This window comes from Archangium lansingense, from assembly GCF_026626635.1.
In the GTDB taxonomy this organism is placed as follows: domain Bacteria; phylum Myxococcota; class Myxococcia; order Myxococcales; family Myxococcaceae; genus Archangium; species Archangium lansingense.
The window spans coordinates 4,482,291-4,508,336 of sequence record NZ_JAPNKA010000001.1 but is presented as its reverse complement, the minus strand read 5'-3'; the positions used below and the strand labels follow the sequence as shown (position 1 = coordinate 4,508,336).

General features: G+C 69.0%; 22 protein-coding genes. 9 read left to right on the top strand and 13 right to left on the bottom strand.

Going from position 1 to position 26,046, the window contains the following annotated elements; translation table 11 throughout:
• Positions 1–121: 121 nt before the first annotated feature.
• Complete coding sequence (locus tag OV287_RS18470) at positions 122–1,150, bottom strand: aspartate-semialdehyde dehydrogenase (protein WP_267535353.1); 1,029 nt, start codon at positions 1,148–1,150, stop codon at positions 122–124.
• A 286-nt stretch (positions 1,151–1,436) separates the two neighbouring features.
• Here OV287_RS18470 and OV287_RS18465 point away from each other — a divergent pair, with 286 nt between their 5' ends.
• Positions 1,437–1,982, top strand: a complete 546-nt coding sequence (locus tag OV287_RS18465) for a PDC sensor domain-containing protein (RefSeq protein ID WP_267535352.1) — start codon at positions 1,437–1,439, stop codon at positions 1,980–1,982.
• 4 nt (positions 1,983–1,986) lie between these two features.
• Entirely contained in the window at positions 1,987–3,885 is a 1,899-nt protein-coding gene (locus OV287_RS18460) for a methyl-accepting chemotaxis protein (protein ID WP_267535351.1), read from the top strand.
• Positions 3,886–3,925: 40 nt separating this feature from the next.
• Here the strand turns inward: OV287_RS18460 and OV287_RS18455 are convergent, their stop codons facing one another.
• Positions 3,926–4,687: an HNH endonuclease family protein gene (locus OV287_RS18455; RefSeq protein WP_267535350.1), complete on the bottom strand. Its 762-nt coding sequence runs from the start codon at positions 4,685–4,687 to the stop codon at positions 3,926–3,928.
• A complete protein-coding gene (locus OV287_RS18450) occupies positions 4,684–6,024 on the bottom strand; it encodes an AAA family ATPase (protein ID WP_267535349.1) in 1,341 nt (446 codons plus the stop codon). The genes OV287_RS18455 and OV287_RS18450 overlap by 4 nt, the downstream gene beginning before the upstream one ends.
• Positions 6,025–6,306: 282 nt before the next feature.
• Between OV287_RS18450 and OV287_RS18445 the strand changes: the two genes are divergently transcribed.
• Together OV287_RS18445 and OV287_RS18440 are read left to right on the top strand one after the other, a co-directional pair.
• A complete protein-coding gene (locus OV287_RS18445; RefSeq protein WP_267535348.1) occupies positions 6,307–7,437 on the top strand; it encodes a hypothetical protein in 1,131 nt (376 codons plus the stop codon).
• A 38-nt stretch (positions 7,438–7,475) separates the two neighbouring features.
• Entirely contained in the window at positions 7,476–8,540 is a 1,065-nt protein-coding gene (locus OV287_RS18440; RefSeq protein ID WP_267535347.1) for a trigger factor, read from the top strand.
• Between the two features lie 71 nt (positions 8,541–8,611).
• On the opposite strand, the gene tsaB is transcribed toward OV287_RS18440, so the two are convergent.
• From tsaB to uppS, 5 genes are all read right to left on the bottom strand, one after another.
• Positions 8,612–9,346: a tRNA (adenosine(37)-N6)-threonylcarbamoyltransferase complex dimerization subunit type 1 TsaB gene (tsaB, locus tag OV287_RS18435; RefSeq protein WP_267535346.1), complete on the bottom strand. Its 735-nt coding sequence runs from the start codon at positions 9,344–9,346 to the stop codon at positions 8,612–8,614.
• Positions 9,347–9,356: 10 nt separating this feature from the next.
• Positions 9,357–9,800 (bottom strand): septal ring lytic transglycosylase RlpA family protein, encoded by a 444-nt coding sequence (locus tag OV287_RS18430; protein ID WP_267535345.1) that lies wholly within the window; start codon positions 9,798–9,800, stop codon positions 9,357–9,359.
• A gap of 9 nt (positions 9,801–9,809) precedes the next feature.
• Positions 9,810–11,444: an RIP metalloprotease RseP gene (rseP, locus tag OV287_RS18425; RefSeq protein WP_267535344.1), complete on the bottom strand. Its 1,635-nt coding sequence runs from the start codon at positions 11,442–11,444 to the stop codon at positions 9,810–9,812.
• A gap of 82 nt (positions 11,445–11,526) precedes the next feature.
• Entirely contained in the window at positions 11,527–12,354 is an 828-nt protein-coding gene (locus tag OV287_RS18420; protein WP_267535343.1) for a phosphatidate cytidylyltransferase, read from the bottom strand.
• Entirely contained in the window at positions 12,351–13,148 is a 798-nt protein-coding gene (gene uppS / locus OV287_RS18415) for an undecaprenyl pyrophosphate synthase (RefSeq protein ID WP_267535342.1), read from the bottom strand. Before uppS ends, OV287_RS18420 begins: the two co-directional genes overlap by 4 nt.
• Positions 13,149–13,433: 285 nt before the next feature.
• On the opposite strand from uppS, the gene OV287_RS18410 reads away from it, so the two are divergent.
• Both OV287_RS18410 and OV287_RS18405 read left to right on the top strand, forming a co-directional pair.
• Positions 13,434–14,582 carry a serine/threonine-protein kinase gene (locus tag OV287_RS18410; RefSeq protein ID WP_267542365.1) on the top strand — a complete coding sequence of 383 codons (1,149 nt, stop codon included), beginning with the start codon at positions 13,434–13,436 and terminating at the stop codon, positions 14,580–14,582.
• Positions 14,579–15,538, top strand: coding sequence for an RluA family pseudouridine synthase (locus OV287_RS18405; RefSeq protein WP_267535341.1), 960 nt, complete (start codon positions 14,579–14,581; stop codon positions 15,536–15,538). The genes OV287_RS18410 and OV287_RS18405 overlap by 4 nt, the downstream gene beginning before the upstream one ends.
• Here the strand turns inward: OV287_RS18405 and OV287_RS18400 are convergent.
• A complete protein-coding gene (locus tag OV287_RS18400) occupies positions 15,519–15,932 on the bottom strand; it encodes a secondary thiamine-phosphate synthase enzyme YjbQ (RefSeq protein ID WP_267535340.1) in 414 nt (137 codons plus the stop codon). The genes OV287_RS18405 and OV287_RS18400 overlap by 20 nt on opposite strands.
• 39 nt (positions 15,933–15,971) lie before the next feature.
• Between OV287_RS18400 and OV287_RS18395 the strand changes: the two genes are divergently transcribed.
• Positions 15,972–17,186: a DNA polymerase IV gene (locus OV287_RS18395; RefSeq protein WP_267535339.1), complete on the top strand. Its 1,215-nt coding sequence runs from the start codon at positions 15,972–15,974 to the stop codon at positions 17,184–17,186.
• 28 nt (positions 17,187–17,214) lie between these two features.
• On the opposite strand, the gene OV287_RS18390 is transcribed toward OV287_RS18395, so the two are convergent.
• Complete coding sequence (locus OV287_RS18390) at positions 17,215–18,219, bottom strand: hypothetical protein (RefSeq protein ID WP_267535338.1); 1,005 nt, start codon at positions 18,217–18,219, stop codon at positions 17,215–17,217.
• Between the two features lie 137 nt (positions 18,220–18,356).
• Entirely contained in the window at positions 18,357–20,063 is a 1,707-nt protein-coding gene (gene pcnB, locus OV287_RS18385) for a polynucleotide adenylyltransferase PcnB (RefSeq protein WP_267542364.1), read from the bottom strand.
• A 75-nt stretch (positions 20,064–20,138) separates the two neighbouring features.
• Here pcnB and OV287_RS18380 point away from each other — a divergent pair, with 75 nt between their 5' ends.
• Both OV287_RS18380 and yjjX read left to right on the top strand, forming a co-directional pair.
• The gene (locus tag OV287_RS18380) at positions 20,139–21,158 is read left to right on the top strand and encodes an NAD-dependent epimerase/dehydratase family protein (protein WP_267535337.1); all 1,020 of its coding nucleotides are present in this window, start codon (positions 20,139–20,141) and stop codon (positions 21,156–21,158) included.
• A 136-nt stretch (positions 21,159–21,294) separates the two neighbouring features.
• Positions 21,295–21,843 (top strand): inosine/xanthosine triphosphatase, encoded by a 549-nt coding sequence (yjjX, locus tag OV287_RS18375; protein ID WP_267535336.1) that lies wholly within the window; start codon positions 21,295–21,297, stop codon positions 21,841–21,843.
• Between the two features lie 28 nt (positions 21,844–21,871).
• Here the strand turns inward: yjjX and OV287_RS18370 are convergent, their stop codons facing one another.
• Both OV287_RS18370 and OV287_RS18365 read right to left on the bottom strand, forming a co-directional pair.
• Entirely contained in the window at positions 21,872–22,522 is a 651-nt protein-coding gene (locus tag OV287_RS18370; protein WP_267535335.1) for a hypothetical protein, read from the bottom strand.
• A gap of 12 nt (positions 22,523–22,534) precedes the next feature.
• Complete coding sequence (locus tag OV287_RS18365; protein ID WP_267535334.1) at positions 22,535–26,023, bottom strand: hypothetical protein; 3,489 nt, start codon at positions 26,021–26,023, stop codon at positions 22,535–22,537.
• Positions 26,024–26,046: the final 23 nt, after the last annotated feature.

Sequence of the window (26,046 nt, the reverse complement as noted above, 5' to 3'; positions counted from 1 at the left end):
GAAGGAGGTTAGCAAGCCGGGGGCCAGCAGAAACCCGGCCCTCCTCCCTGGGTCCCCAGAGGGAGAGGAGCCCCGCCCCCGGCCAAATGGGCAGGGACGGCCCGGCGGGCTTGCCAAATTGTCAGGCGGTGCGCTCTGCGAGCCGCAAACCGGCCTCCACCAGGTTGAGGGCGGCGCCCCGGCCGGCGTTGTCCACGGTGGCGAAGAGGGTGAGCCACTCGGGGGACTGGGGGAAGGAGCGCAGGCGGCCCACATGGATGGTGGGGTCCGCGGTGACCAGGCTGGGCATGGGGTAGACCTTCTCCGCGGGTGAATCCAGCACCTTGAGTGCGGGCGAGCCCTTGAGGGCCTCGCGTGCCTGGTCCACCGGGGCGGGCTTCTTCAGCCGCACGCTCAGGCTCAGTCCATGGCCAAAGAAGGTGGGCACCTGCACGGCGGTGCCAGCCACCACGGGCACCTCGCCCTTGCCGGCGAAGAGGCGCGCGCACTCCAGCGTCCAACCGGCCTCCTCTTCCGTCCAGGGGGAGTTGGCCATCAGGGCGCCCACCTGGGGCACCAGGTTGAAGCCCACGCGGTGGGGGAAGACGTGCGCCTCGGGCTCGCGGCCGGACAGAAGCGCCGCCGTCTGCTGCTCCAGCTCCTTGAGGCCCCGCTGGCCCGAGGAGGACACGCCCATCAGGGCCGTCACCTGCACCTGGGTCACGCCAAAGGCCTGACGCAGCGGCTCCACGATGTTGGCCACCGCCGTCGTCACCGCCGAGGGCAACGAGACGATGCGGCCCTTGAAGGAGGCGCCCAGCAGCTCGGAGTTGAAGCCAGGGAGCACCAGCGGGACGTTGCCCTCGGCGCGGAAGGCGGAGCTCACGTCCACGACCCAGGCACCCGCGGCCTGGGCCATGGGGGCGAGGGTGCGCGAGGCGTCCGCCGGCGTCGCCAGCAGCACCAGCCCCACGCCCCGGAACGTCTCGGCGGAAACCGGCTCCACCTCCAGCGTCTCCTCCCCGTACTCCAGCTCCTCGCCCTCGGAGCGCTCCGAGGCCAGCACGGTGAGTTGCTCGGCGGGGAAGTCCCGCTGCAACAGGGTGGAGAGCACCTCGGTGCCCACCACGCCCGTGGCACCCACCACGGCGATTCGCAGGTTCTCGTTCATGGCGGTCCCTTTACCCCAGCCCCTCGCCTCGCGCACGGACCGCGCTCGCCACCTGTGGACGAGGGTGGCGCCCGTCCAGGGCCCTCACTCTGAGTCGACTCCGAGTGATGTAAGCATTCATGCGACACCAGTCATGGGCGACTACGGAGTGAAGCGCGCCCAACACTGCCTCGGGACGAGAGGCGTACGCCCGCCAGGTGGCCGGCCTTCCGTGTCCGCATGGAGGGGGAGCAGGAGCCAGGGCCCCGGACGGAGCCGTGCCCCCACCGGGTAGACTGGGTGCCACATGTCGATGTGGACACTCGTCTCGTGGTTGCTGCTGGCGCACGTGCCGCCGGATGGCGCGGCGCAGTTGAAGAAGGTGGACGGGCTGATGCCCGAGCTGCGGCGCATGGCCGCGGACCCGGCGGTGGTGCGGGAGGTGAAGCGGCAGAACGCGCGGCGCGTGCCCCTGGACACCGTGCAGAAACGAGATGAGGAGTGGCGCGCGAGCCTGGCCCTCACCCCCTTCAAGCGCCAACTGCTGGGCAGCCCGTGCGCGCGCTTGCTGGCGCGCCATCAGGATCGGCTGGGCCGGGCGGTCGCCGAGGCCTTCGTCATGGACAACCAGGGCGCGCTGGTGGGCGCCACGCGCCGCACGTCCGACTACTGGCAGGGTGATGAGCCGAAGTGGCTCGAGTCCTTCAACGGTGGCCGGGGCGGGGAGCTGCGCGAGAAGCCCTTCTTCGACGAGTCCACCCAGTCCTATGTCCTCCAGGTGTCCCTGCCGGTGAAGGACGGCGCCCGCGTCATCGGCGCCCTCACCGTGTCCCTCTCTCTGCTCGAGCTCTGAAACCATGAACCTCCCCCTCCTGGGTGGCCTCAAGCTGCGCGGCCGCATCACCCTGTCCGTGGCGCTGCTGTCGGCCCTCTCCATCCTGTCCATCACGGGCCTGGGCCTGTCCTTCACGCGGAGCACGCTGTCCAAGCAGATCCACGCCACGCTGAAGGCGGAGGTCGAGGGCCTCAAGGATCTGGTGGAGCGGACGCTGGCCGAGCGCGAAGCGAGCGTGCGGAGCTGGTCCGAGGACGCCATCCTGCGCGGCGCGCTGCTCTTCGACACCTTTGACAAGAGCGATGCGGTGCTCGCGGGGCTGGCGAAGAACCATGCCTCCATCAGCGGCTTCGTCCTCTTCAACGAGAAGGGCCGGGCCGTGTCGGCCAGCTCGGAGGCGCTGCTCAAGGCCTTCCAGGGGCGGGAGCGCGAGGTGCTCGAGACGGCGTGGTACCGGGCGGCGCTCGAGGGGCGCTTCACTGCCAATGGACTCACCCGGGAGAAGGATCCGGTCTTCGGCAAGCGGGTGCTGCCGCTGGCCGCACCGGTGATGAGCCCGCTCAGTGGCGCCCGCCTGGGCGTGCTGCTCGCCGCGTACGACTGGAGCCAGGTGAGGGACGTGGTGAAGGCCTCGGTGCAGCGGGCGCAGGATCGCGCCCAGGGCAGCTTCTCCCTGGAGGTGCGGCGAGCGGATGGCACGGTCCTCTTCGACTCGCGTCCCGCCGACGCCGCGCCCCTGGTGCGGCCTGTGTCCGAGGAGACCACGAACGGCTCGGACGTGCGGGACGTGGGGGACGGCTGGCTCTTCGTGGCTCGATTGGACGCCTCGGAGGCCTATGCCCCCCTGGCGCAGGCAGCCTCGGCGGCGCTCGGCATGCTGGGGTTCTTCCTGGCGCTGGCCGTCGCGGGCGCGTGGTGGCTGGCGCGCGGCATCGCCCGCCCCATCTCCGCGCTGAACCAGGCGGTGACACACGTCCTGGAGGATGGAGACCTCTCGCACCGCGTGGAGGTGCACACCCGGGACGAGGTGGGTGAGCTGGCCACCGCCTTCTCGCGGATGATGGAGCAGTTGCTGCAGACGACAGTGGGCCTCCAGCAGGGCACGCGCACGCTCACCGGCGCCGTGACTGAGCTGAGCAAGGCGACCGAGAATCAGGAGCGCAACCTCGCGCGCCAGGCGGCTGCCATCCAGGAGACGCAAGTCACCGCGCAGGAGATTCGAGAGACCTCGAAGATGGCGGAGGAGCGCTCGCGGGCCGTGCTGGAGGTGACGACACGGGCCGAGGAAGTGGGCAGCGTGGGCGAGACGACCCTGGGCGCCAGCCTCGCGGGGCTGCAGGATCTGCACGAGAAGGTGGGGAAGCTGGCCGGCACCATCCTCTTGCTGGGCAACCGCACCCAGCAGATTGGAGAGATTGCCCAGACGGTGAAGGACCTGGCGGATCAGTCCAACATGCTGGCGCTCAACGCGGCCATCGAGGCAGTGCGCTCGGGCGAGCACGGCAAGGGCTTCGGCGTGGTGGCGCGGGAGATTCGTGCCCTGGCCGACCAGTCCATCGAGTCCACGGACCGGGTGCGCGAGCTGCTGGAGGACATCGGCAGGTCCATCGAAGCGACGGTGAAGATGACGGAGAAGGGGCAGCACCAGATGCAGGACGGGCTGGCGCAGATCAAGGCCAGCGGCGAGAGCCTGCGAGAGCTGACCTCCATCGTGCGGGACAACGCGGGGGCGGCCCGGCAGATCGCCGTCGCGGTGAGCCAGCAGAACGCGGGCATCGCACAGATCTTCACCGCGGTGACGGACTTGTCCTCGCTGATGGACGAGACCATGCAGGGCGTGCAGGCCACCACGCGGGCCACGAACTCGCTGCGCGAGGCCGCCGAGCGCATGGAGACGGTGGCACGCACCTACCGGGCGTAGCGCATCCCGAGGAGTTTGGGATGAAACCAAGCTTGAAAGGTTACGGCCTCGGCAGCGCCAGCCCCCAACGCTGCCGCTCGCCGTCAGGAAAGTAGTGCTCCAACACGTCGTACGTGAGCGCCGCATAGTAGGCGGTCCGCTGGAGCACTCGTGGAACCCAGCGATTCCAGGCGTCACGCACGGCCTGCTCATTGCCAATCCGCATCAATTCACGAAGATGCTCGACTTCGGGCATCACGTACTGACTCACGTGGCGCTGGAAGAGTTCTAGCAGCGCCTGCCGGTCTAGCGACAACACACGGATCGTCTCCGCGCCTCTAACACTCGCGCCGCGAGGTCGAGGCAGCCAGCGACCCGATGCCGCGTCCAGCACAAACTGGATCGCGTCGAGCGGGTCCTCCGCGGCTGGGTCGACAAGTTGTGGCTGCTCGCTCCGAGGCGCATCTTCCTCTGGCCGGAGCCGGGCTGTCTCGTCGACCAGCGGGAACTCGTCGTTCTTCGCCCACCGATTGCAGTTCGGACAGGCTAACAGAAGGTTCTCCCACGTCCAAGCAAGCCACCAGTAGAGTGACGCTGGCCGGTAATGCTCAAGATCGTTGCCGGCCACTTCGCAAAGCTTCTCGCAATAGCAACACTTGAACCGCTGACTACGCCAGAGGATCTCCTTCACTTCTGTGTAGCGCGTCCCGAGCGCATCCCGGTCAAATCCCCTCGACGCGAAGACAACCCGAAAGCGGTCACGCTCATTTCGCCGGATTTCTGGCAACTCGTGGGGCTCCGCACCTCTATCTACGCGGATCACGCTTGCCTCCTGGGGACTGGCTCGTACGCAACGGGCACGCCCTCATCCTGGAGCCACGCCCTGAGCTTGACCATCTCTCCATCGTCGTCGTCACTTCGGTATTCGTCAGATGCGAGCCGGAGGTACCGGTGCAGCTTCTGTGCGTGCTCGTCTGGATAGACGGAGCGGATGTCGAAGAAGCGCTCGTAAATCTCTCCGCCGGTCAACAGGCGGGGCTGCTGCGTCGACTGATTCCACCGCACGCTGCCGTCGTCCTCCTGCTCTAGGATGAAGATCTCGTGTGATTCCAGTCCGGGTAGCACCATCGGCGAGTGGGTCGTCGCAACGAACTGGACGCGTGGAAGCGCGTGTCGAAGCGAGCGAATGAGGCCGCGCTGCCAAGTCGGATGGAGATGGAGATCGATCTCATCGATGAGGACAAGGCCCTCGATCTCATCCAATGGAATTGGACCTCCGGCTTCACTCCAAACCTGTCCGACGAGGTCCGCGATCCACGCGATGGTGGACTGATAGCCATGAGACATCCAAAGCGCGGGAATTCGCAACTCCTCCCCTGAGGGCAGCTTCATCGTGAAGCGGTTCGCGGCGACCAGAGTCTTTGGGTCACTGATTCCACCCCTGCCCATCAACAGGAGGTCTTTGACGTCGGGGAGCAGTTCGTGCTCGACGAAGGCCCGCCGGAGCTCGGCACCGAACGTGCGGGCGGTTTCGGGCTCGAATCGGCTCACGAAGTCCGTGGCAATGAGCGGCGGCCCATCGAACAGCGACTGCAACCGGTCAAGCTCCGCGACGTAGACACGTCCCGAGGTGCTTAGCGGCTGTGGAATATTGCGGCTCACTCCGTAGCCGGCAACAAACCACATGTGCAACCCGGTGGCCCGTGCTTCCTGGAGCGGGTCGATTAAAGCCAATGCTGGGCTCGACAACTGAGCCCCCGAATCATCCAGGTAGTGGGAGCTGCCGCGCAGAACGCCAACTCGTGCGGAGGTGGTGAGTCGGCTTGAGAGGCGTGGGGGACGCGCCGGCTTCAGTCCTTCCAGGCCCGGATACGTACGCTGTCCATGGAGTGACTCGCTGAAGCCAAAGGTCGCCTCGATGGTGACGAGCGCATCGTCTTGCCGTTTATCGGGCATGGTGGCGATGAATGCCGCTCCAAGCTGATTGCCTCGCTCGGGCCCGGTCGCGGCGAGCGCGATCGCCCTCAGCAGCGAGGTCTTGCAGAGGCCGTTTTCTCCGACGAAGACCGTCCAGGGACGGGGTTTCCCCTCATGGAGGAACGGGATGGTCATGTCGCGGATCAACTTGAGGTTCGCGACCTTTAGCTCGTGCAGGTACATACGGCGGCGCACGCTAGCAGAACCCACTCGATGGATTGGTCCCCGTTCGGTGCGCTCCGGGCCGCCTCGCCCACCAGGTGGTGACAGCAGTCACCAGGGGAAACTGGAGTCACCAGGGGCCGGACATCACTCCGCCCCTGAAAACACCCTGCTCGCGAGCGTCTCCCGAGGGAAACCGGCCTCTTACACGCTCCTGTCGGGCCGCGTAGGCGTTGGCACACCGCCTGCTCTGGATTGCGCACATCAAACGCAGCCCCCCGCGCAATCCTTCAGGAGCCTCCCGTGACCACGCCCGTCGCCGCCAACCGTCCTTCGCTGCAACGCTCGAACTCCGCTCCCGTTTCATCCCCCATTGAGAGGCCGGCGCTGACGCGCATGAACTCGGCGCCCCAGCTCACCTCCACCCCGCAGCTCAACAATCAGGACATCCTGGAGCCCGCCGGCAAGGCGTCGAGCGCCGCGTCCAAGGCGAGCCTGCTCGGCAACTACGTGCAGAACGCGACCGACGTCGCTCACGCCAATGGCGCCGCTGGCGCGTTCGGCAAGCTGAAGACGGGCGGAGGGCTGGCCGCTGGTGTCGTCGGCATCGGCGCCAATGCCGCGGGCCTCGCCAACGCCATCAAGAACGGTGAGGGCGGCCAGGCCATCTCCGACAGCGCCCTCCTGCTGGGCAAGAGCGTGCTGAACACCGTCAAGGGCGGGCTCGACGTGGCCGCCATGATTCAGTCGGGCAAGGAGTTCAAGAACCTGAAGGGCGCGGCCGAGGCGGCCCTCGGCGCCAGCGGTCAGGTGGGCAAGAACATCGCCAGCAAGGTCGCCGAGTCCGTGCTCTCCGGCAAGCCGCTGCGCGACGTCGACGTCCTGGGCTCGCTCGCCGGTTCGAAGGGCGCTGGGGCTAGCATCGGCACTACCCTGAAGCAGGGCGCGGCCGACGCGCTCCGCCCCCTCGGTGGCGAGAAGCTGGCCGGGAAGCTCGAGGGCGGCATCGCCAAGGCGGGCCAGCAGGTCGCGGCGGGCGGAGCCGCGGGCTTCAAGACGGCGGATGCCGCCATCGACGCCGCCAAGGGTGCCGAGGCCGTGGCCAAGCTGGGCGCCAAGGGCGCGAGCACCGCGGCGAAGGCGGCCGGCCGGTTCGCCCCGGGCGTCAACATCGGCATCGCCGCCCTCGACACCGCCATGGCCGCCAAGACGATCGCCGATCCCAAGGCGAGCGTGGCCTCCAAGGTGACGTCCGGCATCACCGCCGCCGGCTCCATCGTCGCCGCCACCAACATCCCCATCGTCTCGCAGGTGGGCGCCGCCGTCTCCACCGCCTCCTCCGTGGCCGGCGCCGTCGTCGAGAACTTCGGGGCCATCAAGGAGGGCGCTAAGAAGGTCGGCGAGGGCATCAAGAACTTCTTCAGCGGCTGGTAGTCCCGGCGGTCCCACCTCCACTTCCGAGAGCAACCACCATGAGCTCCCACAACGCCAGTTCCCTGTCCTTCGGGCTTCCGCAGTACTTCTCCCAGTCCTCGCTGGACGAGCAGAGTCTCCTGGTGGTGCTACCGGAAGTGGAGGCTCCCTCCCTGGAGGGGCTGTCCGTCACCCTCCCCACCCCCCAGGGCTTCACCGCCGAGCAGGTCCAGGAGCGCTTCCTGGAGCTGGCGCGCCCCCTCGCCGCGGAGCTCTACCGCTACCCCACCGAGCAGATCGCCTGGGGAGACGAGGTCCTGCTCAACATCGCGGGCTACTCCCAGGGGCGCCTCATCCCCTTCAGCCTGCGCACGGAGGTCTGGCTCCCGGTGCAGCCCGATCCGCTGCTGCCCGGCCTGTATGAAGCGCTCGTGGGCCGCCTGCCCAACGAGGGGCTGACGGTGGACCTCCTGCTGCCCGCGACGTACCCCGTCGAGTCGCTGCGCGGCACGACCGCCCGCTTCGTGGTCCAGCTCCAGGCCGCGCGCCAGGTGACGTACCCCGACCTGGAGAGCCCGAAGTTCCTCGAGGCCTTCGGCCGCGGCAAGACGCTGGCGGAGGCCATGCGCAACGTGGTGCGGCAGATGGAGGATGAGGCCGCGCAGTTGCTGCTGCTCCAGGCCCAGCAGCAGGTGCTCAACCAGGTGGCCGCGCGCACTCGGGTGGTGCTGCCTTCGGAGCTGGTGGACGAGGAGATCCGCCGCCGCTGGAGCGCCACCGAGGGCCGCTCCGTCAGCGAGCTGCAGTTCAACGGCCGGGAGCAGGAGGAGTCGCTCGCCACGTGGCTGAATGACGCGGACACCCGCGCCGAGGTGGAGCAGCGGCTGAGGATCAGCCTCGCCCTGGGCGCCATCTGCAAGCGCGACGGCCTCACACTCACGCCGCAGGCGGTGGAGAAGGTGCTCCGGGACGAGGCCCACGCCGCCGGGCTGACGATCGGCGAGGTGGCGGACGCCCTGCGCGCCGAGCCCCAGCACCTGGCCCGGATCGATCAGGTGGCTTGGCACCTCATGGCGGTGGACCACGTCATGAGCCGGGCACGGATCCACATCGCGGGCGCCTGAGCCCGAAGCACCTCGCAGCACCGTTCAATCGCGTGGCGTCGTCTAAGACCGGGGCAGTCTACCCCAGCCCCTCAGTCCTCCTTGAGGCGGGCGGTGGGCGGAGGCCCGGGCAGCGGAGGGAACTTGGGATTGCGCTCGGGCTCGGAGGCCCGAACGTAATGCGGCTCCAGGGCGAAGAGCGCCTCCAGCGACTGCGCCTCGGGGAAGCGCACCAGCCGGGACAGCTCCACCGCCGAGGGGAAGGCAGGCGCGCTCAGCAGCCGCGAGGGAGCCACCCCCTGGGCCTTCAGCGCCGCGCGGTACTCGGGCAGTGCGGGTCCCAGGGCGAGCGCCTCCGGCTCTGCGGCCATGCGTGCGGCCACCTGCTCCGGGCTCATCGCCTCCTCAGGCCCCAGAGCCTCCACCCGCTGGCCCACGCGCCGGTAGGGCCCCAGGTAGAGGTCATCCTTGCGAGCCACCGCGAGCGCAAAGAGAGGCGGCCCCTCGGGGCCCTCCAGGGCCACGGCCGCGAGCGAGGAAGCCCCGGCCACCTTGAGGCCCGCCGCATACGCCAGCCCCTTCACGCAGGACAGGCCGATGCGCAGGCCGGTGAAGGAACCCGGGCCCAGACCAATGGCCATGCCCTCCAGGGACTTCAGCGCCACCCCGTGCCGCGCGAGCAGCTCGCCGACGATGCCGGGCAGCACCTCGCTCTGCTTCTTCGGAGGGCCCACCACCACGTGCTCGAGGACGCGCACGCCCTCCCCTTCCCGCTCCACGAGGGCCAGGGACAACGTGAGGGTGGAGGTGTCGAGCGCAAGGAACATGCGGAGGCTTCTACCCGGTCTTGTCCGCGCAGCGGTAGAGGCGAACCCGGGCCAGCCCCTTGTCCAGCATGTCGAGCTGCTTCGCCGCGGCGAGCGACACGTCCACCACGCGCCCCTTGACGAAGGGCCCCCGGTCGTTGACGCGCACCTCCACCGAGCGCCCGTTCTCCATGTTCACCACGCGGAGGCACGAGCCGAAGGGCATCTTCTTATGGGCGGCGGTGAGCTTCTGGGGGTTGAACTTCTCGCCGCTGGCGGTGGGCCGGCCCGCCAGGCCCGGGCCGTAGTACGAGGCGAGCCCTTCCTCCAACCAGGCCCGCGCCGGGGGCGGCTTCTGCGGCCGAACCACCTCTGGCTCCGGCTTCTCCGCCTCGGGCGTGGGCCGGGTGGCACGCGGCGCACAGCCCGCCAGCACTCCCAGTCCCACGGTCAACCCCACGAGCAGTCGCCGCATCTCACCTCTCTAGCGGGTGATGTCGTTGAAGAGCGCCATTCCCATCAGCGCCATCAGCATGACGAAACCGACGACGGTGGCCACCTCGCGCACCCGCACCGGAATGGGGCGGCGGCGGATGGCCTCCCAGAAGGCGGACAACAGGTGGAAGCCATCGAGGATGGGGATGGGCAGCAGGTTCATCACCCCCAGGTTGATGGAGATGATGGCCATCAACCGCAGGAAGTAGTCCATCCCCAGCTCCGCGCTCTTGGCGGCGAGCTGGTACATCATCACCGGCCCGCCCAGCGTCTTGTGCGACACCTGGAAGGTGAGCAGGCCGCCGATGACCTTCACCATCTGCCCGACGATCTCCGGCACGATGAGGACGGCCTTCAGCAGCGCCTCGCCCGCCCCGAGCGTCACCGTCACCTTGTCCGTGGACGTCAGCTCCGCCGCGGAGGGGACCCAGCCTCTCACCCCCAAATCGAGCGGGGAGCTCTCATTGCCCATCTCGTCCTTGTAGGTCCAGGGAGCCTGGGCGAGCGTCTTCGTGTACTCCTGCCCGTCCGCCCCCGAGCGCCAGGAGAGCTGGAAGGGCGTCTTGTCCAGGTTGCTGAGCTTGATGGACAGGACATGGAAGGAGCGCAGCGGCTCGCCGTTGAGGGCAACGAGCCGGTCCCCCGACCGGAGCCCGGCCTGCTCCGCCGAGCTTCCAGGGAGGACGATCGCCACGTACGAGTCCGCCGCCTCCGCGCCCAGGGCCGCCAAGCCCACGGCGTCCGGTTGCTTCTGCATCTTCACCGTCACCACGGAGGGCACGTGCCCCTTCGCCGCGCCGATCTCCACCGGCGTCAGGCGCTGGAGGGTGAGCTCCAGCGGCCCCTCCATCTTCTGCAGCTGCTCGTTGAGGGCGGCCTCGTCCGGGATGGACACCCCGTTGATGGACAAGATGCGATCGAAGCTCTTCAGCCCGGCCTGCGCGGCCAGCGAACCCGGCGACACGCCCACCACCGCGGGCCTGTTGTTGGGCGACACGCCAATCTGCCCCCGCTCCACGGAGTCCACGGGAGACGAGTCGACAAACCGGCTGGGGGTCACATTGATGATCTGCTGCTGGCCATCCCGCTCGACGGTGATGGGGATGGGGCGGCCAAAGCGGCCGACGAAGGTGCCGACCATCTCCTCGAAGGTCCGCACTTTGTCGCCATCCACCGCGACGATGCGGTCTCCGGGCCGGATGCCGGCGGCCGCCGCGGGCATGGCGGGATCCACGTACCCCACCCGGGTGGAGGTGGCCTCGTGCGGCCCGAAGAAGACGACGAAGTAGATGAGGACGGGGAAGACCAGGTTGAAGACCGGCCCGGCCACGACGATGAGGGCGCGCTTCCAGGGAGCGGCGTTGAGGAAGCCCCGCTTCGCGTCCTCGGGACTCAGCTCCTCGTGGGGCGAGTCCCCCGCCATCTTCACGTAGCCACCCAGGGGCAGCAGGGCCACCTGATACTCCGTCTCCCCCTTGGTGAAGCCGAACAGCTTCGGCCCGAACCCGATGGAGAAGCGGATGACCTTCACCCCGCAGGCCTTGGCCACGAGGAAGTGGCCGAGCTCATGCACCGTGATGAGCACGCCGAGCAGGATGATGAACAGACCGGGACCTTGAAGCATGGTGCCAACACTAACCGTGGGGACCATGCCCGACAATGCGCATCACGGCTCGCAGTCCTGCCAACCGGACAATCGGCGGTTGCTACGGAAGCAACCCGCGCACAAAGGTCACGTAGACGAACACCAGGGGCGCGTTGAAGAGCAGCGCGTCGATGCGGTCCAGGATGCCGCCGTGCCCAGGAATGGCGACACCGGAATCCTTCACCCCGTAGGCCCGCTTGAGCATGGACTCGCACAGGTCCCCGATAGGACCGAGGATTCCGCCGCATATTCCCAGCACCAGACAGTCCGTCACCGTGAGCATGGGGAAGAAGAAGCCCCGGGTGATGAACATGCCCACCACCGAGCCCACCATTCCGCCGAAGAAGCCCTCCCAGGTCTTGTTGGGGCTCACGGCGGGGTAGAGCTTGTGGCGGCCCAGGAAGCGACCGGCGAAGTAGGCGGACGTGTCGTTGGCCCAGGTAATGACGAGCGCGGAGATGACCCACGCCAGCCCGTCCGGCATCAGCCGCAGGGCGGCCACGGCGGTGAGCCCCACCGAGCCGTACAGCATCCCCGTCACCAGGTGGGCCACCCGCGTAGGCGCGTCCTGCAGCGGGCCCCGGATGAGGTGATAGGTGAAGGCGAAGAAGAGGTAGAAGGCCAATATCCAGAAGGCCCCTGCCCCCGTGCGCGCCGGATCCCTCAACGTCAGGACGGGCAACAAGCCCGCGAGCACAATCCCCACCCAGGCCGCCGGTGAGAGCGTCTTCTGGGTGATGAGGTAGTACTCGCTGGCACAAATGGCGGCGGCCACGCTGAGCAGAGCCGCGCTGTACAGGCCTCCCTTGAACAACAGGAAGATGACCAGCGGCAGCAGGGTCAGCGCGGAAACCGTCCGGATGACGAGGTTCTTGTTCTTCTCGTTCACGCCTTGGCCCGGTGGGAGTCCTCCCGCTTGACTTGCGCGGAGGTGAGTCCGAAGCGCCGCTCGCGTTGCTGGTATTGAGCCAGGCAGCGCAGGAAGGCCTCGGTCCGGAAGTCCGGCCAGAGGACGTCGCTGAAGCAGAGCTCCGCGTACGCCAGCTGCCAGAGGAGAAAATTGGAGATGCGATGCTCGCCGCTGGTGCGCACCACCAGGTCCAGCGGCGGCAGGCCGTTCGTCCAGAGGTAGGACTCGAAGGCCTGGGTGTCCAGGTGCGACGGCGTCAGCTCGCCCTTGCTGGCGGCCTCGGCCACCCGGCGCGCCGCCTGGACCAGCTCCTCGCGCCCGCCATAGGACAGCGCCAGCGTCAGCACCATCCCCGTGTTGTGCGCCGAGTCCGCCCGCAGCCGGTCCAGCGGCTCCTTCACGAAGCGCGGCAGCTTCTCCACCTCGCCAATGGCGTTGAGCCGGATGCCGTTCTCCAGGATTTCCGTGCGCTCGCTCTCGAGGTACTCGCGCAGCAAGTCCATCAGGGCGGCCACCTCCTCGGCGGGGCGGGCCCAGTTCTGCGAGGAGAAGGCATAGAGGGTGATGGCCTCCACCCCCACGCGCCGAGCGCAGCGCGTCACCTCGCGCACACTGGCGGAGCCCTCGCGGTGGCCCTCCACCCGGGGCAGGCCACGCATCTCCGCCCAGCGTCCGTTGCCATCCATGATGATACCCACGTGGCGCGGCAGGGGCCGTTCCTGGACGAGTCGCTCGAGGGCAGCAAGAGAGGGAGGTGACACAGGGCGTTCCATGAGGCTGCGCAATGTAGAGGCCCCACCCCTCCGCGTCCACGGGCGTGTGCAGGAGTGGTCGCGCCGCCACCCCGAGCGGTCGCGCCCGGGGGTGGAACGGCCCTCCCCCCATTCGCCTGCCCTCCCCCTGCAACCCCCCGGAGTCAGTGAATTCTGGACCTACCCCATCCTGGCTACCCGGCCCCATGAGGAGATGGAATGCTCCGGTGACCGACATCCAACACCCTTCTCCTCCAGGCGTGCGTTTGACCCCGACGCAACAGGGTATCTAGGATCTCCGACTTGATGCGTCCCAAGCACATCGGTCCCTATCGCGTCCTCGACACGCTCGGAAGTGGTGGAATCGGGACCGTCTACCGGGCCCTGGATGACAGAACGAACGAGGCGGTGGCCCTGAAGCTGCTGTCGGGCGGCCCGGCGATGGACTCGCGGGCGGCGAAGCGGCTGGTGCGCGAATTCGAGGCCCTGGAGGACCTCGCCCACCCCAACGTGGTGAAGGTGTACGACACCGGGGTGTACCAGAGCTCGCCCTTCCTGGTGATGGAGCTCATCGAGGGGCTGACGCTGCGCGACTACCTGTCGCTGCGAGGCGAACAGTTGCTGTCCAACGCAAGCTCGAGCTCGGGCTCGTTCCGGCGCTCCCCCGCCGCGGACTCGGCGAGCCGGGAGCTGGACTCGGAGGACGACGGCCTCGCCCCGTTCGATCTCTCGGCCTTCGCCGAGGAGGCGCCGAGCGAGGAGATGGGCTCGGGAGGGATGCGCTTTGGAACCACCGGCTCGGCGGCGCGGCTGCCCGTGCCGATGGACCCCTGGCTGGGCTCGGACTCGGACGAGGTGGATCCGCTAGAGTTCGAGCTGCCCTACGACGTGACGGCCTCGGAGACGGAGCCGGTGAAGCGGGAGACGGCGGCGCGGCTGGAGGAGCTGAACCGGCCGGAGCGGGTGGGCCGCCTCAAGGACGCGATGCTGCAGGTGTGCGAGGCGCTGGCGTACATCCATGCGCACGGGCTGGTGCACCGGGACCTGAAGCCCTCCAACATCATGGTGGACGAGGACCGGCAGGTGCGGCTGATGGACTTCGGCCTGGCGAAGTTCCTGGCGGACGACGCGGGGATGACGCTGGACGGAAGGATGGTGGGGACGTTCCGCTACATGCCGCCGGAGCAGATATTGGGCGAGCCCCTGGATGCGCGGGCGGACCTCTACAGCCTGGGAGTGGTCCTCTACGAGCTGATGACGGGTCGGCCACCTTTTGATGCGAAGTCGCCGGTCGACTTGTGGCACAAGGTGCTGGAAACCGAGCCCCCGCCAGTGCTGGCCATCAACCAGAGGGGAGATCCCCAGCTGGCCCGGGTGGCCCATCGCCTCATCCGAAAGGAACCGGACGACCGGTTCCAGACGGCGGAGGAAGTGTACGAGGCACTCTCCGAGTGAACGAGACCGGGACGACGCACACGCTGGTGGTGGACGAAGGCAAGGCGGGGCAGCGGGTGGACCTCTTCATTGGAGAGGCGCTGGGGCTGTCGCGAGCGAAGCTGAAGCGGCTCTTCGATGCAGGCGCGGTGAAGGTGGGCGGCCGGGCGGCGAAGAAGGGGCTGCTGGTCGCCGTGGGGCAGCGAATCACGGTGGTGGTGCCGGAGGAGCGGCGCGAGGTGCTGCCGGAGCCCGAGGCGCCGCTGGCGGTGCTGCACGAGGACGAGGCGCTCGTTTTCGTGGACAAGCCCGCGGGCAAGCCCTCGCACCCGCTGCAGCCTGGAGAGAAGGGCACGGTGGCCAACGCGCTGGTGGCGCGCCATCCCGAGTGCGCGGAGGCGTCCGAGGACGAGCGCGAGGGAGGGCTGTGCCACCGGCTGGACATCGAGACGTCCGGGGTGATGGTGGCGGCGCGCTCGCGCGAGGCGTGGAGCGCGGTGCGGGAGGCGTTCGGTGGGCGCGAGGTGGACAAGCGCTACTGGGCGCTGGTGACGGGGCCGTTGGCGGACGAGGGGGAGATTGACCTGCCGCTGCGGCACCACCCGAGACACCCGGACCGGGTGGAACCAGCGCTGGACGGGGGCGAGGGCGCGCGGGAAGCGAGCTCGGAGTTCCGGGTGCTGGAGCGCGCGGGGGAGTACAGCCTCGTAGAGGTGCGAATCCACACAGGGGTGCTGCACCAGGTGCGAGCACACCTGGCGGCGGTGGGAGCGCCCATCGTGGGGGACACGCTGTACGGAGGGCGGGAGGAGCCGGGGCTGAGCCGTTTCTTCCTGCACGCCAAGACCCTGGGCCTCACGCACCCGGTGACGAAGCAACAGGTGCGCGTAGAAAGCCCCCTCCCCGAAGAACTGCGCACAGTCCTCGAGCACCACCACCTCCCGCTCCCCACGAGCCCTACTCGCCCATCACCTTGATGACGAGCCGTTTCCTGCGCTGACCGTCGAACTCGGCGTAGAACACCTGTTGCCAGGGCCCGAGGTCCAGCTTCCCGGCGGTGACGGGGAGAATGACCTGGTGGTGGATGAGCAGGGACTTCAGGTGGGCATCACCGTTGTCCTCGCCGGTGCGGTGGTGGCGGTAATCGGGTCCCTGGGGAGCGAGCGTCTGCAACCACTCCCAGATGTCCTCGTGGAGACCGGACTCGTCATCGTTGACGAAGACACCGGCGGTGATGTGCATGGCGGAGACGAGCACCATGCCTTCCTGGATGCCGCTCTTGCGAACGAGCTCGGAGACGGAGTCGGTGATGCGGACGAGCTCCCGGCGTTCGCGGGTGTGGAAGGTGAGGTAGTCGGTGAGAGTCTTCATGGGGAATGAGCGTCAGAGGGGTCCGCTAAAGTGAATCCGATGAGGGCCATCATCCACGTGGACATGGACGCCTTCTATGCGTCGGTGGAGCAGCGGGACAACCCGGAGCTGCGGGGCAAGCCGCTGATTGTCGGCGGAGACGCGAAGCGTGGGGTGGTGGTGGCGGCCTCGTACGAGGTGCGCAAGTTCGGCGTGCGCAGCGCAATGCCCATGGCGAGGGCAATCAAGATGGCGCCGCACGCGGTGGTGGTGAAGCCGCGCTTCACCGCGTACAGCGATGCGAGCGAGCAGGTGTTCTCCATCTTCGAGCGCTACACGCCGCTCATCGAGCCGCTGTCGCTGGACGAGGCCTTTCTGGACGTGACGGCGTCGGTGGGGCTGTTCGGGGCGCCGGCGGACATGGCGAGGCGGATCCGCAAGGAGATTGCCGCGGAAACAGGCCTGCCGTCCTCTGCGGGGATCGCCGCGGTGAAGTTCGTGGCGAAGATCGCCTCGGACGTGGCGAAACCGAACGGCCAGCGCGAGGTGCGGGCGGAGGAGACGGTGGCGTTCCTCGCGGGGCTGCCGGTGGGACGGCTGTGGGGAGTGGGGCCCAAGACGGAGGAGGCGCTGAAGCGCTCGGGGCTGGAGACGATCGGCGACGTGGCGAGGCGGGACGTGGCGTGGATGGAGGCGAAGTGGGGCGCGAGCGGACGTCACCTCTGGGAGCTGGCGCACGGCATCGATCCCCGAGAGGTGGTGCCGGACCGCGAGGCGAAGAGCGTCGGGGCGGAGGACACGTTCGACGAGGACCTGACGGGGATGGAGGCACTGAGCCCGCATGTGCACTCGCAAGCGCTGCGGGTGGCTCGCCGGCTGCGGCGCGCGGGCGTGAAGGGCCGGGTGGTACAGCTCAAGCTGAAGTTCGGGGACTTCACGCTCATCACCCGGAGGACCACCCTGCCCTCTCCAACGGATGACGGGCAGACGCTCTACCGGGTGGCGAAGGAGCTGCTGGAGAAGGCGCACGAGGACAAGCCGGTGCGGCTGACCGGCGTCTCGATGCAGGAGCTGGGGACGGGCGGAGGCGAAGTGAGACAGCTCGGGCTTTTCACGGAGCCAGAGAAGCCGCGGAAGAGCGACAAGCTGAATGCGGCGCTGGACCGGATCGCCGAGCGCTTCGGAGCGAAGGCGGTGACGACAGCGGACATCGCGGACAACGACGAAGTCGAGCCGGATCCAACGCGCCCTCAGAAGCCGAAGCGCCCCCACTGAACGACGGCCTTCGGGAGGAAGCCTCGGCTCAGAACGAGCCCGTGCCGACCAGACCGAAGGAGCGCGCCGTGTTGTCTTGGATGCCGACAAAGAGCCCAGACAGCACCGGACCCGTGCGCAGCGTGGCCGTGGCCAGGGAGCGGAAGCGCGCGGTCTCCCACTGGCGGCTGAACACGGCGCGCACGCTGAAGTGCTCGCGCTGCAAGACCGTCTCGAGGTTCGTCCAGAGGGCGGGCTCGGCATGGGTGGAGTAGACGCCCACGCACAGCTCGAGCCAGGACAACCGGCCCCGCAGATTCGCCCACCGCGTGTCGAGCAGCAGCCCCTCGGGGGTATGCGCAGCCGCCCCGCCCACCTCGAGCTGCTCGAGGCGCAAGGCACGCAGCACCGGCAGCTCTGGCAACCGGAAGCGCGCCGACATGTCCGCGCGTGCGTTGCGGAACCGAGGCTCGGAGTGGAGCTGGACGGAGGCGTTCAGGCGCCCCCAGAGCGTGGTGCCGCTCACCGAGGTCGGCAGTCCGAGGCTGGTCGCCTGTGCGGTGCCAAATTGGTGGACGAGCCCGAGCACCGCCACGCCCGCCGAGAGTGTTGCCACCGGCTTGGAAACGTGGAGGAAGTCGAGCGCCGAATTCAGACCCCGCTGAAGCGGGCTGTCGGGCCCGCGCAACCACGGGCCGAGGTCACGTACCCGGATCTGCCCACCATCGGGGCCGAGGTTCAGCAGGGACACGAGGTGACGTCCTGCGGGGAGCTCGGACAAGGTCACGTCCTGGGCTGGCTGCGAGAGCGTGTCCAGGGCATCGCGCTGCTCGTACCTCACGGAAGGCATGAAGGCCCAGGCCCGCGAGCGCACGGCAAGTGAGAGGGAGGGAACAGTGAAACCACCCTCCAGGGCACGGTCTGGATCCGCGAAGGAGAACAGGAGCTCCTCGAACGCGGGGCGGTCCGGCATGCTTGGAGGGGGAGCGAGCGGGCGATAGAGCTCGAGGATCTCCGCGCTGGACGGGAGTGCCCAGAGTGCCACGGCGACCATTGCCGCCCATGCTGAGGCGCATCGGCCCATTAGGGGCAAAGGTGGTCAGACCTCCGCACACCCGCAAGCAAGGCCCGAAGGGCTCGGCTGGCCGACCGTTAGGAGGTACACGCCCCTGTGCACCTCCCGGGGGAGGGTCAACCCTCGTCAGACTCAGAGTCGATGTCGGAGTCCGCGCCGGACTCGGAGTCGTCGCCCGAATCGGCATCCCCCCCGGAGTCGTCGTCGGAGTCACCCGAGTCCGAGGCTTCACCGCCCGAGGACTCGGCCCCAGCGGCCGCGGAGGCGGAAGCACCCTCCCCTGCCCCGGTCTTGTTGCGCCCACCCCGACGCCGACGCCGACGCCGCTTGCGCGGGGCCTCGCCGCCCTCGGTGGAGGTGCCCTCGGCGGGCTTGACGGGCGGCAGCTCGCCCCGCTTCCACGCCTCGAGGGCCTCGCGGTACTGACCGGTGGCCTCAACCGCAATCTCGAAGACGATGAGCGCGTCGTTGAAGAGCGGGTGGCGGCGGAAGGCGCCCGTGCGGCGGCGGCGCTCGCCGGTGAGGGTGCGCTGGGCGATGAGGAGCAGCCGGCACCGCTCGGCGATGCGGCGCGGCAGGCGCGCGCTCTGGACGAACTCGGCCAGCAGGTCCTCGATAGCCTGGGCCACGGAGGGACGGACCGAGGGATCCTGGCTCTCGACGACCGGGGCCGTCTGCGCGATGGGCACGAGCAGCGCGGCGAGCAGGATGGCGTCATCCAACGGCTCGCCGGAGGAGACGCGCCGGTCGAGCGCCTCGGCGTAGGCGTAGAAGGTATCCTGGCTGCGGCGCCCCTGCTCCTTGAAGTACGCGGCCACGGGCGGCAGCAGCACCTTGAGCGCATCCAGCGCGGCGAGCAGCCGCAGCGTCGGAGCAGCCACACCGCCGCGGATGAGGCGGAAGGTCTCCTCCAGCAGACGCGCGGGGGCGCAGCGGGGGAGGTCCTCGACGGCGCCTTCCATGGCGGCGTAGGTGCGCGACTCGATGTCCAGGCCCAGCTTGGCGGCGAAGCGCACGGCGCGCAGGATGCGCACCGGGTCCTCGCGCATGCGGATTTCCGGGTCGCCGATGGTGCGGATGTAGCGCTCGTCGATGTCGCGCCGGCCCCGCACGTAGTCAATCACCTGGCCCTCGGCGACCTCGTAGAACAGGCCGTTCATGGTGAAGTCGCGACGGCGGGCGTCCTGCTCGGCGGTCCCGAAGACGTTGTCGTGGGTGATGAGGAGATCCTGGGACTCCTCGGCCTCGGAGCCCTCCTCCTCGCCGTTCTCGGCCGGGGCCTCGCCGTTGGAGGCGTCGAGCTCGGTGGGGTTGGCGCGGAAGGTGGAGACCTCGATAATCTTCCCACCTTTGAAGTAGATGTGGGCGAGCCGGAAGCGCCGGCCGATGAGGCGGCAGTTGCGGAAGATGGCGCGCACCTCGCCCGGGTGGGCGCTGGTGGCGATATCGAAGTCCTTGGGGGTGCGGCCCAGCATCAGGTCTCGAACGCAGCCACCCACGAGGTAGGCCTGGTGGCCATGGGAGTGGAGGCGGTGGATGACCTTGAGGGCATCCGGGTCGAGCTTGTCGGGGTCAATCTCCGCGCGCCTACCGGAGGGGGTGGGCTCGGGGAGGAACTCGGTCTCGGGGAGGGTGTCCTCGGAAAGTATCTCCGTGAAAGCGGACATGGCTATGGGGTTCTCCTCCGCGGCATAGGGGACCGGCAGCACCTCGAGGGGGTCCAGGGACCCGTCCTCGGAGGCAGCAACCTCGCGCGCGTCATCGGGCGCAGGCTGGAGCGTCGGTCCGCCAGCTGGCGGTGTTTCAGTGGAGTCTCGCGTCATCTCGCGGTTGACGCCCCTTGGGGGGCGCATCTAAGGGGCGACCTATACCGCATCCTCCCCGGAAGGGAGTAGCGCATGAAGACATTGTTGACGGGAGCGACGGGGCTGGTGGGGGCAAATCTCGCCCACCTGCTGTGCGAGCAGGGGGAGCGCCCTCGCCTGCTCGTCCGGGAGAGGAGCGACCGCCGGGGGTTGCGCGGGCTGCGCTACGAGGAGGTACTCGGCGACGTGCTGGACGCAGATTCGCTCCGGGAGGCGATGAAAGGGGTCGGTCGGGTCTATCACGTCGCGGGCATCGTCCGGTTTGATCCCTTCACACGGGAGGACGTCTCCCGCATCAACGCCCAGGGGACGAGGAACGTTCTGGAGGCCGCACGGGCGGCCGCTGTGCGGCGGGTGGTGGTGGTGTCAAGCGTGGCAGCGGTCGGCCATGGAACGCTGGCCGAGCCAGCGACCGAGGACAGCGGGTACAACTACGCGGGGGACAACCCCTATCACGAGTCCAAGCGGGAGGCGGAGCGGCTGGCGCTGGCGGCCTCGGGACCGGGGCTGGAGGTGCTGGCGGGCAACCCGAGCTTCGTGCTGGGCCCCTACGACGTGAAGCCCTCCACGGGGGAGCTGCTGCTCCTCGTGGCGAAGGGGATTGTAGCGGCGTACCCGAGCGGCGGCATCAACGTAGTGAACGCGCAGGACGTGGCACGAGGGCTGAAGCTCATCATGGAGAAGGGCCGCCCGGGAGAGCGCTACATCCTGGGGGGAGAGAACCTCACCTTCCGCGAGCTCCTGACCCTCTGCGCGGAGGAGGTGGGGGTGACGCCGCCGAGGCTTCCGTTGCCGGACGAGGTGGTGAAGGTGGTGGGGAAGGTGGGAGACGTGGTGGGCAGGCTGTCGCCGGACCTCTTCAAGCACGTGAACACGACGTTCACGCAGGCGCTGCCGTTGCCGGCGTACCAGTCCTCGGCGAAGGCGATGAGGGAGCTGGGCTATCAGCCGAGGCCGGTGCGGCTCGGTATCCGCGAGGCGCTGCGCTGGTTCCAGGAGGAAGGAATGCTCCCGAGGGACCGTCCGCTCACACCCCGAGGCGTCGTGGGTTGAACCCCCGTTCCCAGGTCCATCCCCTCCCCCCTGCCATCCCCCATTCCCATCCCTGCCCACTCCTCCCTCGCCCTCCGGGAGAGGGTCGGGGTGAGGGTACCCGTCCCCGTCTTCCCCCCATGGAGAACCGAATCCCATGTCCTTCACCATTGCCATAGGCTCGACGAACCCGGCCAAGACGTCGGCTGTGCGAGCCGTCTGTGAGCGAGCCTTTCCTGGCTGCACGGTGGCCGCGGTCAACGTCCCCAGCGGAGTGCCCGAGCAGCCCATTGGCCCAGCCCAGACCTCAACAGGGGCGCAAAACCGTGCTCGAGCGGCGCTCGCGGCGGTACCTGGGGCGCGGATGGGGATGGGGCTCGAAGGGGGAGTGGACCCGGACGGGAGCCTCATCAACTGCGTGGCCGTGGTGGAGGCCGGGGGCCGGGAGAACCTCACCTGGGGGGTACGCTTCCCCCTGCCCCCGTCGGTGGTGGCCCGGGTGCTGCGAGGCGAGGAGCTGGGCCCGGTGATGGACGAGGTCACCGGCCGCAACGAGAGCAAGAAGCAGCTCGGGGCGGTGGGAATCCTGACCAACGGCATCTTCACCCGGGCCGAGATGTGGCAGGGCCCGCTGGCGTGCGCGCTGATGCCCTTCCTGCACCCGGAGCTCTACCCCGCTCCGGTGACGCCCCCGCCTGAAGCGTGATCAGAAACCCAGCGATATACAGGCACCTTCACTTCCCCTCGGGCTGACCGTAGGTGCGGTGCGCGTGGAGCACTCCCGCAACGAGTTCTGGCTCGGTCACGCGCTCGTAGGTCATCCGTGGCTCGGGAGTCACCTGATAGCGATAGACCGTGTACGGCCCTTCTTCGTCCCGCGCATGCTCCGGCACGAAAAGAGCGAAGTTCTCGTCTCCCACCCGCAGCATGTCGATGTTCCGTAGCCGCCCGGGCGCTCCCTCCGCATCCGGCAGCGTGTAGACACCACCCGGCTCGAAGAACGGCTCTCCCTCGACTTCGTCCTCGACCGCCAGCTCCCGCCGGAGGATTTCCACGAGCTTCGTCAGGAACGCCCTGGCGGCTTCGGGCGTGGGCGGCACCTTGAGCTGGTTGGCATCCTGGCGGACGAGCGACACGAGCGTCGCGGGCTCCAGCGAGTCATCGCTCAGCACGGCCTCGAGCCCTTCCAGTCCCGTCCAGACCGGGATGGAATTGAAGCCCAGACTGAACCGGATCTGCTCCTCGATCTCAGGAAGACCCGAGGTGGCGGCACAGAAGTCCCTCAGGAAGGTGCGGGCCTTCTCCAGAGGGGGCGCGTTCTTGAGGGCTTCGATGCGCGCCCGCAGCCGCTCGGAAGACTCGCGAAACTTCTCGTCGTCACTCATGCCGCTCGCACCTCAGGGGCCGGGGAACGAAGTCAGTATCATGATGCGCGGCGGATTGCCGTCAATGAGCCGGATTCGGATGTTGTACGTCGTCCCCTCTGTCGGGATGGCCGTGAAGTCGCCGCTCGGGAGTTGCGTGCCCTCCACGAAGCCTTCGCCCACGGCCTCTCCCGCCGGCACGCCCGTGTCGTCGCTGAAGCCGCGCAGCGCGAGGTCGTCTCGGATACGCACCCAGTTCGCCCGGATGTGCTCGTTGATCTTCCGATTCATCAACTCGAGGCTCTTCCACCGGAACGATTTGGGTTGTCGCGCTGTGGCTCCTCCCCAACCATCGCCATTGACGACACGGCTCTCGATTGTCTTTGCCCCGGCTGGGGCCTCGGAAATCTCGAGCGGAACCGCCGGCCCGTGACGATCGAGCGTGTGCGCTCCTTGAGCGTGGAATGCCGCATCATTGGCGGCCATGTCGATGGTGGGCCCGTTGGGGAATACCTCTTGGATCTGCTGCTCGCGGATGACGCCACGCCGCAGCATTTCGTTCTCGGCGATTGCCGCCCGCTGGCGGGCATACTCGGGGGTTTCGCCTGGGAGCGGCCTGGGATTGACGTCGCGGTTGAGCTCGGTCTGGGTGCGCGCTCGCGGATCGTAGGTGCGCTCGGCGTAGGCTCTCCAACCTGCAAGGCGTCGAGCCTGGAATTGAGCAGCACTCTCCGTTGGGAGACGAGGCCCCGTCGCTGCGACTTCAACCGGTGTCATGGGAGCCGGTGGGGCCTTGGTCACCGCGGTCTGCGTGTGGACGGGCTGGCCGACGCCCGCCCAGTCCGGAACGGGTAGAGGAGGCCGTGGCGCGGGCGGCGTCTCGGGCACCTCGGGGGCAGGCGGCACCTCGGGCGCGGGCGGCACCTCGGGGGCAGGCGGCACCTCGGGCGCTGGTGGTGTCTCGGGCACATGGGGCGCGGGCGGCGTCACAGGTGGCGTCTCGGGGGTAGGCGGCACCTCGGGCGCGGGCGGCACCTCGGGGGCAGGCGGCACATCGGGGGCAGGCGGCACCTCGGGCGCGGGCGGCGTCACAGGTGGCGTCTCGGGCACCTCTGGCGCGGGCGGCGTCGCGGGCGTCCTGGGCACGGATGGAGTCGCGGGTGTCTCTCCCGCGGGGACGGGTGGAGGGGCCTGCTGCTCAGGGGGCGGTGCTCCCCGCGCCGGAGAGGGGGGGCGACCTATGAACCGCGTGAAGAGCTTGCCCACGAATGCCAGGAGGCCCCCCAGGAAGACGTTGGCCAACAGGCCCTTGTCCCAGCGAGCTCCCGTCAGCCAGTTGCTGATCACCGTGATCACGCCGCCCAGCACCATCCCGCCGACGACCAACGCGGCGAGCGACTCGACGGCCACCAGGGCCACCGCGCCGATGGCCCCGAACCCCACCCCCATCAACACGTTCTGGATCAGATTCGTGCCCAGCGGACGGTGGTGCTGGGCATTGCTCAACACCGTGCCCACCAGCGCCGCCACGCCACCAATGATCGCGCCGATGCCCAGGACCGCCAGCAGCCCCAGCTCGGCCGGTGCGAGGGCGATCACCAACGCTCCCAGCACCAACCCTGTCAGCAGCCCGCCCCAGAAGCCCCAGTCCCCCGCCATCTCCTTGAAGTCGTCCCACTGCCGCTCCAGCCAGGAGCGCTCGACGTGCGCGGCCGCGGTCGTCTGCGCCTCGCCAATGCGCGACGGCAGGGTGCCCACCGCGTCCGTGGCCTGCGTCACCGCGGGCGCCACCTGCTCGCGCAGGCCAGCCTCCACCTCGCCCAGGCGCTGTCCGTACTCGGCATCGAGCGACTGCGACTGCGTCTGGATGCCCCCGTCGAGCGAGTCGATGGAGGCATCCATCGCGCCCGTCATGTTCGTGATACCCGTGTCCATCTGCGAGGTGAGGCGCTCGGTCTGTCCCACGAGCGTCGTGTCCACCTGGTCCGTGCTCTCGTCGACGCGCGAGGCCAGCTGGGCCCCGGCCTGCTCGAACGAGGCCAGCGCCTCCCCCGAATCACTGCGGACGGGCGCCTGGCGATCCGAGAGGGCCGTGTACACCTGCTCGCCCGCCTCGCCGTAGGCGCGCTCCACTTCGCCCCCGAGCGCCTCGCCCACCGCGTCGGCCTCCTCCTCCGGAATGGGCAGGAGCGCCACCTGCTCGGCCACCCGTGCCAGCGCCTCATCCCCGGAGGCCAGGGTGTCCGCCGCGGACTGCTCGGCGGACGAGGCCATCTGCTCGCTGGCGTCCGCCCACCCGCGGCTCAGCCCCTCCGTCCGCTCCCACAGCGACGAGACGGCCCCCGACTCCTGCTGCTCGAGCGAGGCGCACAGCTCCGCCCCGGTCTGCTCGAGGGAGGCCGCGCCCTGCTCCCGGGCCGCGGAGAGTCCCTCTCCGGTCTGCGCCCCCAGGCCATCGAGGTGCGAGGTGAGCACCTCCTGCTGTTGTCCCAGCTGCTCGGCGAAATCCTCGGCCTGCTCGCGGAAGGAGGTGGCGACGTCCTCGCCCATGTCCTCCCCCGTCTCGAGCCCTCCCTCCAGATCGCCGCGCAGGTGCTCCGCCGTGTCCCGCGCCACCATATGGGACGCCTGGGCTCGGGCCTGGGCCTGCTCGGGGGTACCGCCCTGACCGGTGGCCAACCTCTCGCCGGTTTCCTCCGCCTGCTGCGCGCGCTGCTCCACCTGCTGGCGGGCCTCGCCGACGATGCGCGGCCCGGCCGTCTCCGCCTGTTCCGCGTGGCTGTTGCCCTCCTCCCTCGCGGACCGCTGTGCGTCGGAGATGAGCGTCGAGCCCCGCTCGACCGCGCCCTCCGTCCAGGACGCGACCTCTTCCCGCCGGGCCTGCGAGGCCACGTCCAACGCCTCATGCTGAGCCGCCACCGAGGACCGCACGTCCCCTCGCGCCTCCGAGAAGTGGGCCTGGGCGTCCTCCACCGTGCGCTGGCCCGTGTCCTCCACGTCCGCCCGGGCCTGGGCGAGCTCGGCGAGCAGCGCGTCCGCTCCATCGGCGGTACGCCGCGTGAAGGACTCCCGCCCGGCGACCGCCGCGTCGCGCATCCGCGCCAGCACCCGCCCTCCGCCCGCAGTGCTGACCGTCTCCGGTATCGGAGGCTCGCCCGGCGTTACCGCGGAGGGCTCGAAGGTGGCATCGGAGGGAGCCTGGCTCGGCGGGGGTGCCGGAACGGACACCTCGGGCGCCGTGGTAGCGGGGGCTACACGCACCTCGGGCCGGACAGGAGCCTCGGCCTGGGGCGGAGCGGTGACGGACTGCGCCTGGGCCGCACGAGCCCGCGCGACCTCGCCCGACAAATAGAGGGGCAGCGCTCCGGCGCCAGGAGCGCTCGGGGCCGGACCACTGCCTCCGAGGTAGCGCGGTACTCCGTTCCCCGCGGGTTCCGTCTTCGTCGCGTTGCTGCTCCGCGCCGACGACCCACCCGTTGCGGGTGTCGAGCGACTCTCCCCCTGGGAGACAGGCTTGAACATACCAGTCATCCAAGCACAGGCTT

Coding starts and splice junctions, on each gene's coding strand:
- OV287_RS18395 (WP_267535339.1), top strand. CDS start 15,972: ATGAGGGCCATCATCCACGTGGACATGGACGCCTTCTATGCGTCGGTG.
- OV287_RS18410 (WP_267542365.1), top strand. CDS start 13,434: ATGCGTCCCAAGCACATCGGTCCCTATCGCGTCCTCGACACGCTCGGA.
- OV287_RS18380 (WP_267535337.1), top strand. CDS start 20,139: ATGAAGACATTGTTGACGGGAGCGACGGGGCTGGTGGGGGCAAATCTC.
- tsaB (WP_267535346.1), bottom strand. CDS start 9,346: ATGTTCCTTGCGCTCGACACCTCCACCCTCACGTTGTCCCTGGCCCTC.
- OV287_RS18440 (WP_267535347.1), top strand. CDS start 7,476: ATGAGCTCCCACAACGCCAGTTCCCTGTCCTTCGGGCTTCCGCAGTAC.
- OV287_RS18370 (WP_267535335.1), bottom strand. CDS start 22,522: ATGAGTGACGACGAGAAGTTTCGCGAGTCTTCCGAGCGGCTGCGGGCG.
- OV287_RS18465 (WP_267535352.1), top strand. CDS start 1,437: ATGTCGATGTGGACACTCGTCTCGTGGTTGCTGCTGGCGCACGTGCCG.
- OV287_RS18470 (WP_267535353.1), bottom strand. CDS start 1,150: ATGAACGAGAACCTGCGAATCGCCGTGGTGGGTGCCACGGGCGTGGTG.
- OV287_RS18390 (WP_267535338.1), bottom strand. CDS start 18,219: ATGGTCGCCGTGGCACTCTGGGCACTCCCGTCCAGCGCGGAGATCCTC.
- OV287_RS18450 (WP_267535349.1), bottom strand. CDS start 6,024: ATGTACCTGCACGAGCTAAAGGTCGCGAACCTCAAGTTGATCCGCGAC.
- uppS (WP_267535342.1), bottom strand. CDS start 13,148: ATGGAACGCCCTGTGTCACCTCCCTCTCTTGCTGCCCTCGAGCGACTC.
- yjjX (WP_267535336.1), top strand. CDS start 21,295: ATGTCCTTCACCATTGCCATAGGCTCGACGAACCCGGCCAAGACGTCG.
- OV287_RS18400 (WP_267535340.1), bottom strand. CDS start 15,932: ATGAAGACTCTCACCGACTACCTCACCTTCCACACCCGCGAACGCCGG.
- OV287_RS18460 (WP_267535351.1), top strand. CDS start 1,987: ATGAACCTCCCCCTCCTGGGTGGCCTCAAGCTGCGCGGCCGCATCACC.
- OV287_RS18430 (WP_267535345.1), bottom strand. CDS start 9,800: ATGCGGCGACTGCTCGTGGGGTTGACCGTGGGACTGGGAGTGCTGGCG.
- OV287_RS18365 (WP_267535334.1), bottom strand. CDS start 26,023: ATGTTCAAGCCTGTCTCCCAGGGGGAGAGTCGCTCGACACCCGCAACG.
- pcnB (WP_267542364.1), bottom strand. CDS start 20,063: ATGACGCGAGACTCCACTGAAACACCGCCAGCTGGCGGACCGACGCTC.
- rseP (WP_267535344.1), bottom strand. CDS start 11,444: ATGCTTCAAGGTCCCGGTCTGTTCATCATCCTGCTCGGCGTGCTCATC.